The sequence below is a fragment of the Paenibacillus haidiansis genome (genome assembly GCF_036553665.1).
Taxonomy (GTDB): domain Bacteria; phylum Bacillota; class Bacilli; order Paenibacillales; family Paenibacillaceae; genus Fontibacillus; species Fontibacillus haidiansis.
The window spans coordinates 32,952-49,702 of the sequence record NZ_JAZHPZ010000013.1 but is presented as its reverse complement, the minus strand read 5'-3'; the positions used below and the strand labels follow the sequence as shown (position 1 = coordinate 49,702).

Sequence of the window (16,751 nt, the reverse complement as noted above, 5' to 3'; positions counted from 1 at the left end):
TCAATATGGTGATTCTTAGAGAAATGGATGAGATTGAGTATGAATCGTTTCTGGACCGCACGGTTCGCGACTATGCCGAGGATAAAATAAAGGCCGGCACCTGGAAGGAAGAAGAGGCGCTTTCCTTGTCGGAAAAGGCGGTGGCTCAGCTGCTTCCGGAGGGGAGAGCCACGAAGGACGCTTTTTTGTACACCGTCGTCGATAGGGCCGATGGCCGGGAAATTCCGGTCGGCGTCCTCTGGGTCCAATTCAGTGAGGGCAAGTTCGGCCGGGAAGCTTTTATTTACGACATTCTCATTTATGAAGCTTATCAGGGACAAGGCTACGGCAAAAGGACGCTGGAGGCGCTGGACGAAGAAGCCCGGAAGCGGGGAGCGGTCAGCATCGGCCTTCATGTGTTCGGCCACAATCAGCGTGCGTACCATCTCTATCAAAAAATGGGCTACGAGACAACGGACATCCAAATGAGCAAAAAATTATAATTTGGAGAATTCCTTGAAATCTCGGCGGGGGATAGGTACTATGGTTGAAGAAGATGAGCAATTACATGAATGAGGAGTTGTCATAGATATGGCTTTAAAGGCTGGTATCGTGGGCCTTCCGAACGTCGGAAAATCCACGTTGTTTAACGCGATTACCCAGGCGGGGGCGGAATCCGCCAACTATCCTTTCTGCACGATCGATCCGAATGTCGGGGTGGTTGAGGTTCCGGACGAGCGCCTTGATAAATTGACCGAAATGGTCGTGCCTAACCGTACGGTGCCGACCGCGTTTGAATTTGTCGATATCGCCGGACTCGTGCGCGGCGCGAGCAAAGGCGAAGGCCTCGGCAACAAATTCCTGTCCCATATCCGCGAGGTGGATGCGATCGTGCATGTGGTCCGCTGCTTTGAGGATGAGAATATTACGCATGTCGACGGCAAGATTAACCCGATCAGCGATATTCAGACAATCAATCTGGAGCTGATTCTGGCGGATGTGGACAGCGTCGAGAAGCGGATCGAGCGCGCCCGCAAAAATATGAAGGGCGGCAACAAGCAGTACGAGCAGGAAGTCGCCGTGCTGGAGCGCGTCAAAGAGGCGTTATATAACGACCAGCCCGCGCGCAGCGTGGAGCTGTCGGACGACGAGAAGCTGATGATCCGCGATCTGCATCTGCTGACGATGAAGCCGGTGCTGTATGCGGCCAATGTCAGCGAAGACGGCGTGTCCGACGCGGACAGCAATCCGTTCGTGCAGCAAGTGCGCGATTTTGCGGCGGCGGAGAACGCCGAGGTCGTACCGATCAGCGCCAAAGTGGAGGCGGAAATCGCCGAGCTGGAGGGCGAGGACAAGGCGATGTTCCTGGAGGAGCTGGGCCTCTCCGCCTCAGGTCTTGACCGGTTGATCCAAGCGGCTTACCGCCTGCTCGGGTTGTACACGTACTTTACGGCCGGGGTGCAGGAAGTGCGCGCCTGGACGATCCGCAAAGGCACGAAAGCACCGGGGGCGGCCGGAGTCATTCATACCGACTTCGAGCGCGGCTTTATCCGCGCGGAGGTCGTGTCTTACGACGATCTGGTAGCCGCGGGTTCGATGAATGCGGTCCGCGAACGCGGCCAGCTTCGCCTGGAAGGCAAAGACTACGTCGTACAGGACGGCGACATTATGCATTTCCGGTTTAACGTGTAAAATGAACTGCAATTCGGACTTGCCCGGCGGGCAAGTCCTTTTTGTTCTTTCTGTAATAAATTGTATTGATGGGAATCGAAGCGGTTTGTATACTGGAATCATTGAGATCCCGATAACGGAGGAACAAAATGAATATGAATTATAGCCTGGGCAGAAAAAGCCAACTGGATGCCCGGGAACTGCTGCTTCTGGATTTAGAGGTGAAGAACCGGGGGAAGGACATTACCGCGGCTTATCTCCTCTGGTATTTTCTCGGCATTTTCGGCGGCCACCGGTTTTATATGGGCAAGACGGGAACCGCGGTTACCCAGCTCGTCCTGTCGATTACAGTTATCGGATTGATCGCCACCTCGATTTGGTGGATCGTGGACGCTTTTCTGACCCGCAATTGGGTTAGGGAGCATAATGAGGTACTGGAGAACCAGTTCATCGATCAAATCATGTATACCAGGGGCCCGTCGGGGAATTATCCGGTCTAGGCCGGTCAAAGGAGTCCTTCTATGAATAATCCCAAACAAGCGTTATCGACAAATGAACTGCTGATTTTATCTTCGGAAGTGCGCAAGTGGGAGAAGTCGCTGCCCCTGGCCTATCTGATGCTGCTCGCCGGCCACATGGGGCTCCATCGGTTTTATTTAAGAAGACCGGCTTCCGGCACGATCCAGCTTGTGCTGTTTCTTCTGACGACGCTCTGCTATTTTGGCTTTTATATAGTGTCCGATGAGGATTACGCCCCCTATTCCGACAACTATGGCGTTTGGGTCGCATTTTTGATTCTTACCCTCTTATTTGGCCTCGCCTTGGGCATTTGGGTGATTGTCGACGTCTGCCTCCTGCCGGGCATGGTAAAGAAATGGAATGCAGTTTTGGAGCAAATGGTTGTTGATCAAATTGTTTCTTTCCGCGGGCCGTCGCATCCGGGAACGGGGAGTGTCAAGTTTTAGGCGACGGCAAGCAGCAGCGCTTTTCCAAAACCGGCGGGCCTCAACAGGGATGTTGAGTCCGCCGGTTTTTTAGACTTTTGCTTATAGCGGGCGGGATAAGGGCTCGGGTTTTGCGGCCGCTCCGCTCGCGGCCTCGTCCCCGGAGGATGCTTCGCCTTCTGTCCGTGATCGTGACCGTTCGTCACGCCCTGGTTCCGCTGTAGAGTACAGCCACACGGTAAAGATGCAGCCCAGGAGCAAGACTAGCCCTACCAGCAGGAAGGCGGCCTCAAGGCTTACAAACGACGTAAACGCGCCAAACAGCAGCGGATTCATGAGCTGCGCGGCCCGGTTGGCCATGAGCCGAAGGCCGATGCCGAGCCCGCGTTCTTCGGAAGCGGTGGAGCCGGCGACCATGGACAAGGTCATCGGCTGGTTGATGCCGAGCGCAAGGCCCGTCACCAATACCAGCGCCATCAGTGCGTAGTAGCTGTCGAGCAGCGGCGTGACGAACAGCAGCAGCAGCGACACGCCGTAAGTCATGATCAGCAGCAGGCGGAAGGGCAGCTTGGCCATCAGCAGCGGGTAGATCGGACGGACGAATACGGCGGACAGCGCACCGGCGGAGACGAGCAGGCCGATTTCGGTGTTCGACATCCGCAAGGACTCCAGATGAATCGGCAGGTAAGTCGTCCGCACGTCAAGAATAAACAGCGAGATGAATGTGGTCAGCAAAATCACGGCAAAGTAGCGGTTTTTCAACAGATGCAGGCTTTGTTGCACGATAGCGGTCGCACCGGCCTTTCGGGGTGAAGGGGCGGGGGGAGCGGCGTTTCCCGAGCCTTCATCCTTGGCCTTTCGGGCTGCCGGGGCCGCTTCTTTGCATCTCCAGGCTGAAAATATGAGCAGCAGGCTGGTCAGCGTGTATCCGGCAAAGACGACGGAATAGCCGTAATGGTCCGATAAATAACCCGACAAAACCGGCGCGACCATCTGGCCCAAGGCCATATAGAGGGAAAAGGTGGCGAACCGGCTCTCGCTGCCCTGCTTCGGGCCTTCCGTAATCAGCACCTGTACGGACAGCCAGACCGCCATTTGGCCGAGTCCGGCCAGGAGCTGGGCGAGCGCCAGCAAGCCCGGCCCGGACGACAGCCAGTACAGCAGGCCGCTGACCAGCATGGTTACGGCCCCTACGCGCAGCACGAGGGTACGCCCGAGCCGGTCGGCGATCAATCCGCCCGGGATGGCGGCGATCAAGGGCAGCAAAGAGTAAACGGCCAGGACCACGCCGATCCCGATGCCCTGAATGCCGAGGGATGAGGCATACAGGGAGATGATCGGGCGGGTTAGAGAGAAGGCGAACCAATACAGGCCGCAGGAAAGGGAAATCCAGACGGGATTGAAGCCGGTAGCTGAAGAATGGAGCATTCGTTGCTTGGACATGTCCGTACCTCCTAGTATTGTGGACAAAGAAAACGGAGCCCCTTGGGGAGAGGGCTCCGTCATGGATCGATTCCTGTAGGGTCTTTTAAACAGTAACTTGCGGGCTGGCCATGTTAAAATCGATCTTGTGGTCGAACAGGCCTTTTTCGATTTGTTTCAGATAATCTACCGCCTCGTCGGTGCTGATGACATCGGCGTATTTGGCGTTCATGTCGAACAGATTGATCGCATGGGAGGCTTGGCCCCGGTCGAAGGTGCATTCCTCCACTACGCCGACGTTAAAATTGTAGGAGAAGGCGTCGATGACGCTGGCCCGGACGCAGCCCCCGGTCGTTGTGCCGCAGATAAGCAGAGTGTCGATGCCAAGGTCATTGAGGAATCCCATCAGCGGGGTTCCGTGGAAGGCCGAAGGCTTCTGTTTTTCGATCACAATATCGCTAGGCTGCGGCGCAATTTCGCGAACGATTTCGTTGCCTCCGTAACCCGGAACCCCCTTATTGTCTTCCGAGCGGGTATTTTTACGGTTCCAGCCGCCGGCGTCAAATCCGTCGGGACGCCGGTCGATACCTGTCGAGTAGAAGACCGGGATATGCTGTTCCCGGGCCGCTCCTAGCAGCTTCTGGATATATGGTATGGCGTCCCAGGCTTCCTCGCCGCAGCTGTTGCGCCAGGTGCGGATGGAGTCGAGTACCGGTTCCTTGATATGTCCCGTGAATGCATAGCTTACATCGATGACCAGCACGGCCGGCCGCTTGCCGAATCCGCCTTTGGCGTCATAGCCCGCTTGACCGAATACAACCTTGTCCCGTTCCGATAAAAATGACTCCCATACCCGCATAGTGTACATCCTCCTCAAAATGAAATTTATTTTACAAACTGCGTATCAATAATGTCCGAATATCCGATATTGTCATCCTTCAATAACCCTGCGGCGCGCACAACCGATAGACCCGTATTCACGGATTCTTCGCTGATTTGTCCGGTGAATTCCCACATTTCATCCTCGTAAGAGCGTTCAAGCGTAATCTCCAGCAGCTCTTCGTCCATGGTCGGGAACTCCTGCTTGGCGATGGCCATGCTTTCTTCGTGATTGTCTCTTAAAAATTCCAGTCCTTTCTGGATGCCGGCGACGAATTTCCCCACGGTTTCAGGATCATTGGCTATATTGTCCTGCTTGATGTTGATCGTGGAATAGGCGTAGGGGCCAAGTTCTTTAGGCACATTGTAAAAAGGCTCGCTCCATATGCCTTCCTGAATCCCTTGGGTCAATACCGGTTCGGTAACGACGGCTACATCCGCCTGCGCTTGCTGCAAAATGGCCGGAATGGCTCCTGCATCAACCTCCTTCAGGGTAATATCCCGATCGAGTTCATAACCCCACTCCTGCGCTTGATAGCGGATGATCGAGTTGGGGGTTCCTCCATATTGGGATACGGCCACGGTCTTCCCCTTCATAAAGGCGGCGATATCGCCGCCGGGATCGAGTCCCTTCCGGGCAACGAGATACACATTGCCGCGGTTGACGATGTTGACGATCGCCCGCAGCTCCGCGCCCTTCGCCTTGGCGAACGCGTTGTGCTCCGGCCCGCCGATAAAGCCGAAGGCCTGATCGGTAAGCACGGCATTCGTATGGGCGCTGCCGCCGGCCAACGTAACGACTTTGACATTAAGGTCTTCGAAAAAGCCTTTGCTGATCGCGATATAAAGCGGCAGATAGCCTGTACTGTGCACCGGTTCGGCGATAACGAGCTCTTTGCCGCTTCCCGAAGCGCCTTCGGCCGCGGCCGTATCCGGCTGGGAAGTCGCCTTGGTTGTTCCGCCGCAGCCCGATAGGACAGCGATTAGGACGACCAAGGCCAGTATGAATGAAATACGTGAAAAACGGTGGTTACTACGCATGGCTGCTTCCTCCCCAAACGGCTGTTTTTCTGTAGGCTATTATTTTTGATGCGTAAATCCTTTGAGCAAAACGGATTCCAGCTTGCCGATGAGGATATACAGCAGCATCGACAACACGGACAGGTTGAAAATATTGGCCCAAATCAGGCTGATCTCGTAGGTTTGTCCGGCATAGAAGATCATCCGGCCGAGCCCTTTCTCCGAACCGATGTATTCTCCGACGATGGCGCCGGTCAGCGCCAGACCGATATTGATGCGCAGCGCCGAGATCATGGCCGGAATCGCCGACGGCACGATCACTTTGCGGAATACTTGCATCCGCGAGGCTCCGAGCGAGTAAACCATGCGCACGAGGTCTTTGTCCACGCTGCGTACGCCGTTGTAGGTAGTCAAGGTGGTGATCACGACGGTAATCGCAAAGCCCATGGCGATTTTGGATCCGATGCCGATGCCGAACACCAGGACGATGATCGGGGCCAGGGCGAGCTTGGGCATCGCTTCAAACATGATGATGAACGGCTCGCAGATTCTGGCGTAATACTTGGACCACCAGAAGGAAAGGCCCAGCGCCGTTCCGCCCAGGGTGCCGAGCAAGAAGCCGATCACCGTCGAACGGAAGGTGTACATCGTATCCGCCCATACGGTGCCGGATTGAACGCCGATCCACCAGGTGCGGGCGATCTCGAGCGGCTGGCTCCAGAAGAAGGAGTTGATCAGCCCGGTTCGGGCGCCGATCTCCCAAAGTACTAATACGATGATGAACAAGGCGACGCGGCCGACATTTACCGCCCAGGGTTTGGGCACGGCCATTTCGTGTTTCAGCCAATTGGACTTGGGCCGGGGAGCGCTTCGCCCCGTTGCCAACCCGCCGGTTCGGCTGCTGACTGCTTCCGCTTCATTGGACATGTGTCTCACTCCTTTCTTGTTGCCATGCATGTTTGCGCCCGGTTTATACGGCAGCTTCCTGCCGGTAAGCGCGGAGCGTCTCCTCGGAAAGCGTCCGCAGCGCTTCTTCCTTTAACTCGATAAAATGCGATGAGGTGACGATTTGCGGCTTGCGCGGCCGGGGCAGATCGATCTGCAGATGCCGCTTGATCGTACCCGGCCGGGAAGTCATGATATATACTTCATCCGATAAATAAATGGCCTCCTCCATATCATGAGTGACGAAGAGAATGGTTTTCTGAAAGTCGTCCCACAAATCAAGCAGCCATTCCTGCATCATCGCCCGGGTCTGCGCGTCGAGTGCGCCGAAGGGCTCGTCCAGCAAAATAATTTCCCGGTCATACATAATGGTCCGCAGCAGCGCGGCCCGTTGTCTCATGCCGCCGGAAAGCTGGGCGGGATATTGATGCTCAAACCCCTTAAGACCGTATTTGTAAAGTAGGGGCAAGGCCTTGTCTTTCGCCTCTTTTTTCGGGACGCCCTGGATTTCCAGGCCGAGAATGACGTTGTCGAGAATGGTACGCCAAGGCAGCAGCAGATCCTTTTGCAGCATATAGCCCGTGATGCCGGTCAGTCCGTCCACGCGGTTGCCGCTCACGTAGATCGCTCCATCCGAGGTCTCCACCAGGCCGGATATAATGTTGAACAATGTTGATTTGCCGCAGCCGCTCGGACCGACAATGCTGATAAAACGGTGATTCGGAATCTGCATGTTGATGGGTCCCAGCGCTTTAACCGGCGAACCGTCAGCCCCAAGGTAGGTTTTGCTGACGTTTTCCAGCTCCATCTTATAATCGTTCATCATTTGCCACCTCCTTTGTGTTAAGAAAATAGTAATATATCTCACACAAAGGAGGTGATAAGTAATTAATATGTTAGATTATATAACATATAATTAACATTAGTGAATGTTATTATTTGCTGTATGATCCGGACTGGCGGTATAAAAGATGTCATTTTGGCGAAAACGCAGGACTTGCTCGGAAACGAGGGCTTGCAGAGGCTGAAGAAACTGCTCGAGATGAGCGGACAGGTGCAGGGGGTATACGCAGTAAAATCTTTGCTTCAAGGATACTTCCTTAAGCGGAATCCGCTCGATCGGGGCCTTGTGATCGGCGGGCCAAAGGGAAGATGCGGGCAGAAAGGAACAACCGCTGCCTTGGGCGACCATTTGGCGGATCAGGGAGGAGGTGTCGACCTCAATGAGCTTGCGGGGATAAATCCGCAGCGGTTCGAATAGGCGGCGCTCCAGCAATTCTCTGAGCGGCATCTGCCGTTTGAGCAGGATGAAAGGAACCTCCTGCAAATAGGTGGCCAGGCTACGATAGTGCGGAAATGGGGATTGCTCGGGTCCGATAAGGAAGATCGGCTCTTCGAACAATGGAATCGTTGCCGTATGCGGCAGCGGGTCGAACATGTAATTGATAAACGCGATATCCAGATCGCCCGACGTGACCCGCAAGGCGAGGTCGGCGGATTCGCCGGTGCTGATCTTCCAGGCGGTGATGGAGGTCTGATTCTTCATCGCCTGGACGACGGCGGGCAGCATGACATGCGTGAGCGACTCCACAATGCCGATGCTTAGGTTGTCACCCGCCGCGGATGCGGGGGCTTGGGACGCTTTTTGCTTGCCTACTTCAAGAGCGCTTAGGGCATGGTACGCGTAGAAATAAAATTTACGCCCCGGTTCGGTCAGAAACGCGCCGGAACGGGTGCGGTTGAAGAGCGGAATGCCCAGCTCGCTCTCCAGACCGGCGATGCGCAGACTGACCGCTGGCTGGGTCAAAGCGACGAGCTGCGCGCCTTTGCGCATGCTTCCGCTTTCGGCTACGGCGATAAACACTTTCAGATCGAGCATGTCCATCCAACATTCCCTCCCGTTTACGCAAAACTTGGTGTTAGCTTATTTTACATGATTTTCAGCAAACAATCATTAGTAAAAACAGACTAGAAGAGGTTCTGTTCAAAGGACTAAATTCATGGTATAATAAAAAGTCGTTTACCTTATAAATGTTTTACAATAAGGACAGAACGATTTTTTACTGAGGTAGAGGAATTTGTCATAAAGAGAGGTGACTTCCCTTGTTGGACCGACTACAATCTCTGGCCGACCGCTATGAGAAGCTGAGCGAGCTGCTCTGCGATCCCGACGTGGCAAGCGATACAAAGAAGCTGCGGGATTATTCCAAAGAACAATCTGATTTACAGCCGGCTTATGAGGCGTACACCGAATACAAGCAGGTCATGGAAGAGCTGGACGCCGCCAAAGCGATGCAGGCGGAGAAGCTGGACGATGAAATGCGCGAAATGGTTAAGATGGAAATCGAGGATCTTTCCGGACGCCAGCGGGAACTGGAGGAGAAAATCCGCATCCTGCTGCTGCCGAAGGACCCGAATGACGATAAAAACGTGATCGTGGAAATCCGCGGCGCGGCCGGCGGCGACGAGGCGGCGCTGTTTGCGGCCGATCTGTACCGCATGTACACCCGTTATGCAGACACGCAAGGCTGGAAGGTAGATGTGATGGATGCCAATGAAAGCGATCTTGGCGGATTCAAAGAAGTAATCTTCATGATCAACGGACGCGGCGCTTACAGCAAGATGAAGTACGAGAGCGGTGCGCACCGCGTGCAGCGGATTCCGTCCACGGAGTCCGGCGGCCGCATTCATACCTCGACCTCGACGGTCGCGGTGATGCCGGAAGCCGAAGAAGTCGATATCGAAATTCTCGACAAGGATATCCGCGTCGACACGTTCTGCTCCAGCGGCGCCGGCGGCCAGTCCGTCAACACGACGAAATCGGCGGTGCGGGTCACGCATATTCCGACGGGAATCGTGGCGACCTGCCAGGACGGCAAATCGCAGAACTCCAATAAGGAAAAGGCGCTGCAGGTATTGCGCGCGCGGATTTCGGACATGATGCGCCAGGAGGAAGAAGCGAAGTACGCCGGCGAGCGGAAGAGCAAAGTGGGTACCGGGGACCGCAGCGAGCGGATCCGCACCTACAACTTCCCGCAAAGCCGGGTAACCGATCACCGCATCGGCCTTACCCTGCATAAGCTGGATCAGGTCATGAACGGCGAGATCGAGGAAATCGTCTCGGCGCTTACGCTGGCGGAACAGGCCGAGCTGATGGAAAGAGGAGAATAAGACTTGAACGGTAACGGATATGTGTTATCTGGAACGCTCAATATTTGGGAAGCCCGCAAAGAGGCTTCTTCTTTTTTAGCGGCGCACGGCATTCAGGAGCCGGAGTCGAACGCGGAGCTCCTGCTCCGGCACGTGCTCGGCCTGTCGGGGGCGGCCTATTTGGCCGCGCTGCGCGATCCGTTCCCGGCGGAGCGGAGAGCCGCCTGGGAGGAAGCGATCAGCCGCAAAGCGGCGGGCGAGCCGGCGCAGTATATTATCGGGGAACAGGAATTTTACGGGCTGGCCTTCAAGGTCACGCCCGCCGTGCTGATTCCCCGCCCGGAAACGGAGCTGCTTGTGGAGGCGATCGTCCGCGAAGCCGATCGCCTTTGGCCCGGCGGCGCGCCGTACGCCGCCGACATCGGCACCGGCAGCGGCGCGATTGCGGCCGCGCTGGCCCATTTGCGCCCGTCATGGCGCGTGGCGGCGAGCGATATCTCGCCGGAAGCGCTGGACGTGGCGCGGGGCAATGTCCGGCGGCTCGGCCTTGACGTCGCCTTCAAGCAGGGGAACCTGCTTGAACCGTTCGCGGGCGAGCCGCTGGACATCGTGGTCAGCAATCCGCCGTACATTCCGGCGGCGGATATCGCGGGCCTGCAGCCCGAGGTGCGCGACTACGAGCCGCGCGGCGCGCTCGACGGCGGCCCGGACGGGCTCACGCCGTACCGCGCGATGATGGCACAGCTCCCGCTGCTGCCCCGGCCGCCCCGGCTGATCGGCTTCGAGCTCGGGCTCGGGCAGGCCGGTGAGGTCGCGGAGCTGCTCCGCCAGGCCGGCTGGTGGCGCGACATCATCACGATCAAGGATTTGGCGGGAATCGACCGCCATGTGCTTGGCGTGATATAAAGGAATCCAACAAACCTCTATGGTTGAAATCAGGCAGTAAAAGGCCTGTTCAACTATAGAGGTTTTATTTTTTTAGAAAAGTATTTTCTAAAAATCCGGAAATATAGAAAAATATTTTCCTGAAAGCATTTACATTTAAATTGGAATTTGTTAGCCTATGAGCAGGAAGTACAACAATCCATACCCGAAGGAGTTGGAGCGCATGAAGGATTATGACGTAGTGGTCATGGGAGGAGGCATCTCCGGCGCGATGGCGGCGATCGCCGCGTCCAAGGCCGGAGCCAGAACGCTGATCGTGGAGTCCCACGGTTTCCTTGGCGGCACCTTGACGGCGAACGGCGTGGGGCCGATGATGACCTTTCACGCCGGAGAGAAGCAGGCGGTTCAAGGGCTCACCGACGAACTGATCGAACGGCTCAAGAAGCTGGGCAAGTCGCCGGGGCATATTTTTGACACGACCGGATTTACATATTCGGTGACCCCGTTCGATGCCGAGGCGATGAAGCATGAATTGGAGCTCATGGTGACGGAGAACGGCGGCGAAATTCTGTACCACACGATGCTGGCCAAGGTAAACGCCGAACAAGGCGCCATTAGGAGCATTACCGTTTGCAACAAATCCGGGCTAACCGACATCTCGGCGTCCGTCTTCATCGATGCGACCGGGGACGGCGACTTGTCGGTAGGGGCCGGCGCGGAATTCACCAAAGGAAGGGAATCCGACGGGGCATCCCAGCCGATGACGCTCAAGATGAAAATGATCAACGTCGATATTCCGAAGGTAAAAGAGTATATTCACGCCCATCCCGAAGATTTCCCGCTGATGAATGGAGACACCTCGATCATCGAGAAATCGCCGCGCTTGTCGGTCGGCGGGTTCGACAGCCTATTCAAGGAGGCTAAGGCGAAGGGAGAAATCTCAATCCCGCGGGAAAATATCCTGTTCTTCGAAACGAACAATCCGGGCGAAGTCATCATGAACACCACGCGGATTTTGGGACATGATGCGACGGACGCCTTCAGCCTGAGCAAGGCGGAGATGGAAGGCCGCAAACAGTGCCGCGAGCTGGAGCATTTCGTCCGCAAATACATTCCCGGCTTCGAGAACGCGATCGTCGAGTCGACCGGTCCGTCGATCGGGGTTCGCGGTTCCCGGCAGATTAAAGGAGTCTATACGCTGACGGCCGAGGATATTCTGGAACAGCGGAAATTCGAGGACACGATCGCCCATTCCGGTTACCCGATCGACATCCATAGTCCCGACGGGGAAGGCACGAAGCACCAGAAGCTGGAATGGGGCGGCATGTACAGCATTCCCTACCGCTGCATGATTACGGAATCGGTAAGCAACCTGATCGTCATCGGGCGCTGTATCTCGGCGACGTTCGAAGCCCAGTCGGCGATGAGAACGACCCCGACGACGGGAGCCATCGGGCATGCCGGCGGGGTCGCGGCGGCGCTGGCGGCCAAGGAAGGCGTAGCCGTCCGGCAGGTGAATATCGGCCGGGTGCAGCAGTTGCTGAAAGAGCAAGGCGCTTATCTGGAAGTATAGCGGTAAATGCATAACCAATTCGAGAGGGGAAATTGAAGTGACACCATTAATGTGGTTTCAAGCTATCGGCATTTTACTCGTCTTCCTTGTGTTTATAGGGCTCATGATGACCCGGAAGCTTCCGACCGTTCTGGCCTTGCCCTGCATGGCGATACTGTTTGCCATCATCGCGGGCGTGCCCTGGATGTCGAGCGACCCGGAGGCCACCACGATCGCCAAAACCGTATTGGCTTCAGGCTCGATGAGGCTGTCCGGCGCCATCGCGGGCCTTGTCTTCGGCGCTTGGTTCGGCCAAATTTTGAACAAGGTGGGCATTACGAAGGCGATTATCCGGAAGGCGGCGGAACTGGCCGGTGACAAACCGATGCTGATCGCGATTCTGTTCTTCATCACCGCCTCCATTATTTTCTCCGCGGCGGGCGGCCTCGGCATGGTCATTCTGGTCGGCACCATCGTGATTCCGATTATGCTGACCGCCGGGATTTCCCAATTCGTCGCCGCGATCGTCGTCATCTCGGCGGTCGGCGTCGGCGCCCTGATCAATGTATCCAACTGGGCCGTCTATATTGATGTGCTCGGGCTCTCGGTCGAAACGATCGCCGATTATACGCTTGTCGCTGCTTTGCCGCTGATTATCGCGGCTCTCGCCATGATCGTCTTCTATGTCAAAAAGGACGGCAAAGGGCGGAAGGCCTGGGCTATGCCGACGGCTCCGGCGAACGACGGGAAAAAGGTTCCGACCATCGCTTTAATCAGCCCGCTCGTTCCGGTCATTCTGGTCTTTGCCTTTAAGCTGGACATCGTTCCCGCCGTGGTCATCGGGGCGGTGGTCACGATTCTTTTAACCCTGCCGAAGCGGCCGGTTCATGTGTTGTCCAGCGCCATGGTGGAAGGGATTCAGGATGTCGCCGGCGCGATGGGGCTGATGATCGGTATCGGGATTCTCCTCAATTCCGTTATGGCGCCGCAGGTCGCCTCGCTCATTTCGCCGCTGATCGAAGCCGTCCTGCCGAATAGCCCGCTGATGTATATTTTGTTCTTCACCATTCTGTCTCCGCTCGCGATTTACCGCGGTCCGCTGAATGTCTGGGGACTGGGCAGCGGCATCGCCGCCCTGTTCGTCAGCGCCGGGATGACGCCGATCGCCGCAATGCTGGCGCTGCGCGTCGTGAGCAATGTGCAGGCTGTTTCGGATCCGACCAATTCGCACAACGTATGGGTGTCCGATTTCACGAAGACGGACATTAACGATATCTTGAAAAAAACGTTGCCTTGGATGATGGCCGCCGTGCTGGTTTCGATGGTAATCGGCTCGTTCATGGTATTCTGAACCGGGCGGCGCAACTTCAGACGGCAGGTTGAATTACGACGGGGTTGGCGTATAGCCAGCCCCCGTCCCTAATTTCGGGAGGGAATCATGGAGAGAAAAAAAGTCAGAGTAGGGATCGACGTCGGGGGCACGTTTACGGACGCGGCCTTAATCGATAATGAAACGTACGAAGTGATTGCGAAAATGAAAATTCCGACCACTCACCACGACGAAGATGGCGTGGCGAAGGGGATCGTTCAAATTTTGAATCAAATTTTGGAGAGCCAAGGCATCCTGCCGGACGATGTGGCCTTTATCGCCCACGGAACGACCCAAGCCACCAACGCGCTCCTGGAAGGGGATGTGGCCAAGGTCGGCATCGTCGGCATGGGCTCGGGCATCGACGGACTCAGCGCCCGCTCGGAGTCGAATCCTGGGGATATCGAGCTCGCCCCGGGCAAGTATCTGAAAACATTTCACACGTTTTTGGATTCCAAGACGCTGACGGACGAACAGATCGAGAAGGCGATCGCGGAGCTGGTGGAGCAAGGGGCGGAGGTCATCGTCGCTTCGGAGGCTTACAGCGTAGACGACCCGACGAACGAGCTGAGAGTGGTGGAAATCGCCAACCGGAAAGGAATTTTTGCTACGGGAGGGCATGAAATCTCTCAACTATACGGGCTGAAGACGCGAACCCGGACGGCGGTGGTCAACGCCTCGCTGATTCCGAAAATGATGGAGACCGCCAATATGACGGAGAAATCCGTCAAGAACGCGAACATCAAATCGCAACTCATGATCATGCGCTGCGACGGCGGGGTCATGAGCATCGACGAGGTGCGCAAACGTCCGATTCTAACCATGCTGTCCGGTCTGGCCGCGGGGGTTGCGGGCGCCTTGATGTACGAGAAAATTTCGGACGGCATTTTCTTTGAAGTCGGCGGCACCAGCGTCGACATTTCCGTGATCAAGAACGGGAAGGTCATGATCAAGAACGCTCAGGTCGGCGGGCACCGCACCTATTTACAGTCGTTGGACGTGCGGACGCTCGGAATCGCCGGAGGGAGCATGATCCGGGTCTCCGGCGGCAAGATTACCGATGTCGGGCCGCGAAGCGCGCATATCGCGGGCAAAGAATACGAAGCGTTCGCCCCGAGCGGCGCCATTAACCAGCCCAAGGTGAAATTTATCAGCCCGCGGGCGGGAGATCCGCAGGAGTACGCGATCTGCGAGTGCGCCGGCGGGAAAGAGTATTCGTACACGCTGGCCGGGGCGGCCAACCTGCTCGGTTACATTCCGGAAGGCGATTATGCCTCCGGCAATAAAGAAGCGGCGGAGCTGGCCTGGAACGCGCTGGGGAGCCATCTCGGAATCACCGGCGAAGAGGCCGCCAGACAAGTGATGAATCTTGCGGTCGACAAAACGATGAAGACTGTCAACGAGATGATCGAGGACTATGAGCTGGATCGTTCCTTCGTTACGCTCGTGGGAGGCGGCGGCAGCGGTGCCGTGCTGGTGCCGGCGATGGCGGAACGTGAAAATTTCAAATGCCAGATCGCCCACAATGCGCCTTACGTATCCACGATCGGCGTCGCTTTGGCGATGGTCAAGGAGCAGCTTGAGCGGACGGTCGTGAATCCGACCGAGGACGATATCAAGCGGATCCGCGCGGATGTCGTCGACAGGATCGTAAAATCCGGGGCCAATGAAGATACGGTGGAGGTCACCATCGAAATCGACAGCCAGAAGAACATTCTGCGCGCCGTGGCGACGGGGTCGACCGAGCTCCGCTCCAAAGATTTGAGCCAGGCGGCGATGGCGGCGGAACAGATGGCCGCTGTTGCCGCGCAGTCCGTGGACCAGCCGCTTGAGGCGACCCGTTTGGCGGCGCAAACCGGGAGATGGAATCTGTTCGCCAGCGAAAGCGTCAAGAAGTCGTTCTTCGGAATGTTCAAGAAAAAAACGAATTATGTGAGCGTACTGGACCGTGAAGGGGTCGTCCGCTTCAAAAAGGGGAACGTTCATTTCACGATGCTGCGGAAAGACCAGCTTCATACGGCATTTAGCGATTTTCTCGATGACAATACGATTTATTCGGACGCCAACGCGACCATCCCCAAGGTATTCGCTTTCTATAGAGAAAAGATGCTGGATCTTACCGGGATGCAAACGAAAGAGCAGTTGATTTCCATTCTGGATATGGAAACGGAAATGCTGGACGACAAGGACGAATTGATCACCGTAGCTTACCAATAGAAATGCGAAGAGGAGGAACGGTCATGTCTCATAGCGCTGCCCACTCCATTCCGACGGAGGCGTCCGACGAAGTTATGGCCTGCGCGGAGCTGGCGCAGGACCCGCTGTTCCATAAGATCCCGCCGGACCGCATCCCCTATTATGTCCGGGCTTCTTTGGAGGCGGGTAGAGCGGCCGCGGCGGCCTATGCGGGCCGGAGTGTAAGGGATATATGCGGGCGGGAAGGGCTTCGATACGAAATCAGCAAGCGGTCCGGCAAATTTCATAATGTTTCTTTTCGCGCGCAAATCGATTTCGCCAAACCGTCGCCCGAGGTCATCATCTACGCCTCTTCCCTGGCCGAAATGGAGCAGGCCTGCCGGGCGGTGATGGGAGAAGCGAATTCCCCGGAACGGGAGCGGCTGATCGATATTCATCTGGCGCATGAACTGTATCATTATTTGGAATACAAATCGGGAAACTTCACCAATGAAAGACTGGAGCCGATTACGGTATTTCGGATCGGCCCGTTCGCGAAAACGTCAACGGTCGTTAAATGCAGCGAAATCGCCGCGCATGCCTTTTGCAAGGAGATCATAGGGCTGCCGTTCCTGCCCAATTTGCTGGATTACATGTATCTGATTCATACCGGCGCGTGGACATGGCCGGAATGGGAGCGGCAGACGGGCGTTTGGAAAACATGGATGTAAATTACTCTATACCTTACTCGGTGTGATAT

16 protein-coding genes are annotated in these 16,751 nt (G+C 56.2%); 10 read left to right on the top strand and 6 right to left on the bottom strand.

Going from position 1 to position 16,751, the window contains the following annotated elements:
* Positions 1–5: 5 nt before the first annotated feature.
* The 4 genes from V3851_RS20530 (at position 6) to V3851_RS20515 (ending at position 2,615) form a co-directional block, all read left to right on the top strand.
* Positions 6–482, top strand: a complete 477-nt coding sequence (locus V3851_RS20530; protein ID WP_331848433.1) for a GNAT family N-acetyltransferase — start codon at positions 6–8, stop codon at positions 480–482.
* A gap of 88 nt (positions 483–570) precedes the next feature.
* A complete protein-coding gene (ychF, locus tag V3851_RS20525; protein ID WP_331848432.1) occupies positions 571–1,671 on the top strand; it encodes a redox-regulated ATPase YchF in 1,101 nt (366 codons plus the stop codon).
* Positions 1,672–1,799: 128 nt separating this feature from the next.
* The gene (locus tag V3851_RS20520) at positions 1,800–2,150 is read left to right on the top strand and encodes a TM2 domain-containing protein (RefSeq protein ID WP_414859337.1); all 351 of its coding nucleotides are present in this window, start codon (positions 1,800–1,802) and stop codon (positions 2,148–2,150) included.
* 21 nt (positions 2,151–2,171) lie between these two features.
* On the top strand, positions 2,172–2,615 hold the full coding sequence (locus V3851_RS20515; RefSeq protein WP_331848431.1) for an NINE protein: 444 nt from the start codon (positions 2,172–2,174) through the stop codon (positions 2,613–2,615).
* Positions 2,616–2,696: 81 nt separating this feature from the next.
* Here V3851_RS20515 and V3851_RS20510 read toward each other — a convergent pair whose 3' ends face one another.
* The 6 genes from V3851_RS20510 to V3851_RS20485 all read right to left on the bottom strand — a co-directional run bounded on the left by V3851_RS20510 (position 2,697) and on the right by V3851_RS20485 (position 8,745).
* The gene (locus V3851_RS20510; RefSeq protein WP_331848430.1) at positions 2,697–4,037 is read right to left on the bottom strand and encodes an MFS transporter; all 1,341 of its coding nucleotides are present in this window, start codon (positions 4,035–4,037) and stop codon (positions 2,697–2,699) included.
* Positions 4,038–4,122: 85 nt separating this feature from the next.
* Positions 4,123–4,875, bottom strand: coding sequence for an isochorismatase family protein (locus V3851_RS20505; RefSeq protein ID WP_331848429.1), 753 nt, complete (start codon positions 4,873–4,875; stop codon positions 4,123–4,125).
* Between the two features lie 26 nt (positions 4,876–4,901).
* Positions 4,902–5,936, bottom strand: coding sequence for an ABC transporter substrate-binding protein (locus V3851_RS20500; protein ID WP_331848428.1), 1,035 nt, complete (start codon positions 5,934–5,936; stop codon positions 4,902–4,904).
* A gap of 39 nt (positions 5,937–5,975) precedes the next feature.
* Positions 5,976–6,842, bottom strand: a complete 867-nt coding sequence (locus V3851_RS20495; RefSeq protein ID WP_331848427.1) for an ABC transporter permease — start codon at positions 6,840–6,842, stop codon at positions 5,976–5,978.
* 43 nt (positions 6,843–6,885) lie between these two features.
* Complete coding sequence (locus V3851_RS20490; RefSeq protein ID WP_331848503.1) at positions 6,886–7,683, bottom strand: ABC transporter ATP-binding protein; 798 nt, start codon at positions 7,681–7,683, stop codon at positions 6,886–6,888.
* Between the two features lie 99 nt (positions 7,684–7,782).
* Positions 7,783–8,745, bottom strand: coding sequence for a LysR family transcriptional regulator (locus V3851_RS20485; protein WP_331848426.1), 963 nt, complete (start codon positions 8,743–8,745; stop codon positions 7,783–7,785).
* A 218-nt stretch (positions 8,746–8,963) separates the two neighbouring features.
* Between V3851_RS20485 and prfA the strand changes: the two genes are divergently transcribed.
* The 6 genes from prfA (at position 8,964) to V3851_RS20455 (ending at position 16,722) form a co-directional block, all read left to right on the top strand.
* The gene (prfA, locus tag V3851_RS20480) at positions 8,964–10,031 is read left to right on the top strand and encodes a peptide chain release factor 1 (protein WP_331848425.1); all 1,068 of its coding nucleotides are present in this window, start codon (positions 8,964–8,966) and stop codon (positions 10,029–10,031) included.
* Between the two features lie 3 nt (positions 10,032–10,034).
* The gene (gene prmC / locus V3851_RS20475) at positions 10,035–10,916 is read left to right on the top strand and encodes a peptide chain release factor N(5)-glutamine methyltransferase (RefSeq protein WP_331848424.1); all 882 of its coding nucleotides are present in this window, start codon (positions 10,035–10,037) and stop codon (positions 10,914–10,916) included.
* A gap of 202 nt (positions 10,917–11,118) precedes the next feature.
* Positions 11,119–12,468 (top strand): FAD-dependent oxidoreductase, encoded by a 1,350-nt coding sequence (locus V3851_RS20470; RefSeq protein ID WP_331848423.1) that lies wholly within the window; start codon positions 11,119–11,121, stop codon positions 12,466–12,468.
* Positions 12,469–12,505: 37 nt separating this feature from the next.
* A complete protein-coding gene (locus tag V3851_RS20465) occupies positions 12,506–13,798 on the top strand; it encodes a transporter permease (RefSeq protein ID WP_331848422.1) in 1,293 nt (430 codons plus the stop codon).
* 87 nt (positions 13,799–13,885) lie between these two features.
* The gene (locus tag V3851_RS20460; RefSeq protein WP_331848421.1) at positions 13,886–16,033 is read left to right on the top strand and encodes a hydantoinase/oxoprolinase family protein; all 2,148 of its coding nucleotides are present in this window, start codon (positions 13,886–13,888) and stop codon (positions 16,031–16,033) included.
* A gap of 23 nt (positions 16,034–16,056) precedes the next feature.
* Complete coding sequence (locus tag V3851_RS20455) at positions 16,057–16,722, top strand: hypothetical protein (protein ID WP_331848420.1); 666 nt, start codon at positions 16,057–16,059, stop codon at positions 16,720–16,722.
* Positions 16,723–16,751 lie beyond the last annotated feature (29 nt).

What these genes read in the sequence shown, in the direction of transcription:
- V3851_RS20530 (WP_331848433.1), top strand. Translation starts at nt 6, where the DNA reads ATGGTGATTCTTAGAGAAATGGATGAGATTGAGTATGAATCGTTTCTG.
- ychF (WP_331848432.1), top strand. Translation starts at nt 571, where the DNA reads ATGGCTTTAAAGGCTGGTATCGTGGGCCTTCCGAACGTCGGAAAATCC.
- V3851_RS20520 (WP_414859337.1), top strand. Translation starts at nt 1,800, where the DNA reads ATGAATATGAATTATAGCCTGGGCAGAAAAAGCCAACTGGATGCCCGG.
- V3851_RS20515 (WP_331848431.1), top strand. Translation starts at nt 2,172, where the DNA reads ATGAATAATCCCAAACAAGCGTTATCGACAAATGAACTGCTGATTTTA.
- V3851_RS20510 (WP_331848430.1), bottom strand. Translation starts at nt 4,037, where the DNA reads ATGTCCAAGCAACGAATGCTCCATTCTTCAGCTACCGGCTTCAATCCC.
- V3851_RS20505 (WP_331848429.1), bottom strand. Translation starts at nt 4,875, where the DNA reads ATGCGGGTATGGGAGTCATTTTTATCGGAACGGGACAAGGTTGTATTC.
- V3851_RS20500 (WP_331848428.1), bottom strand. Translation starts at nt 5,936, where the DNA reads ATGCGTAGTAACCACCGTTTTTCACGTATTTCATTCATACTGGCCTTG.
- V3851_RS20495 (WP_331848427.1), bottom strand. Translation starts at nt 6,842, where the DNA reads ATGTCCAATGAAGCGGAAGCAGTCAGCAGCCGAACCGGCGGGTTGGCA.
- V3851_RS20490 (WP_331848503.1), bottom strand. Translation starts at nt 7,683, where the DNA reads ATGAACGATTATAAGATGGAGCTGGAAAACGTCAGCAAAACCTACCTT.
- V3851_RS20485 (WP_331848426.1), bottom strand. Translation starts at nt 8,745, where the DNA reads ATGGACATGCTCGATCTGAAAGTGTTTATCGCCGTAGCCGAAAGCGGA.
- V3851_RS20470 (WP_331848423.1), top strand. Translation starts at nt 11,119, where the DNA reads ATGAAGGATTATGACGTAGTGGTCATGGGAGGAGGCATCTCCGGCGCG.
- V3851_RS20460 (WP_331848421.1), top strand. Translation starts at nt 13,886, where the DNA reads ATGGAGAGAAAAAAAGTCAGAGTAGGGATCGACGTCGGGGGCACGTTT.
- V3851_RS20455 (WP_331848420.1), top strand. Translation starts at nt 16,057, where the DNA reads ATGTCTCATAGCGCTGCCCACTCCATTCCGACGGAGGCGTCCGACGAA.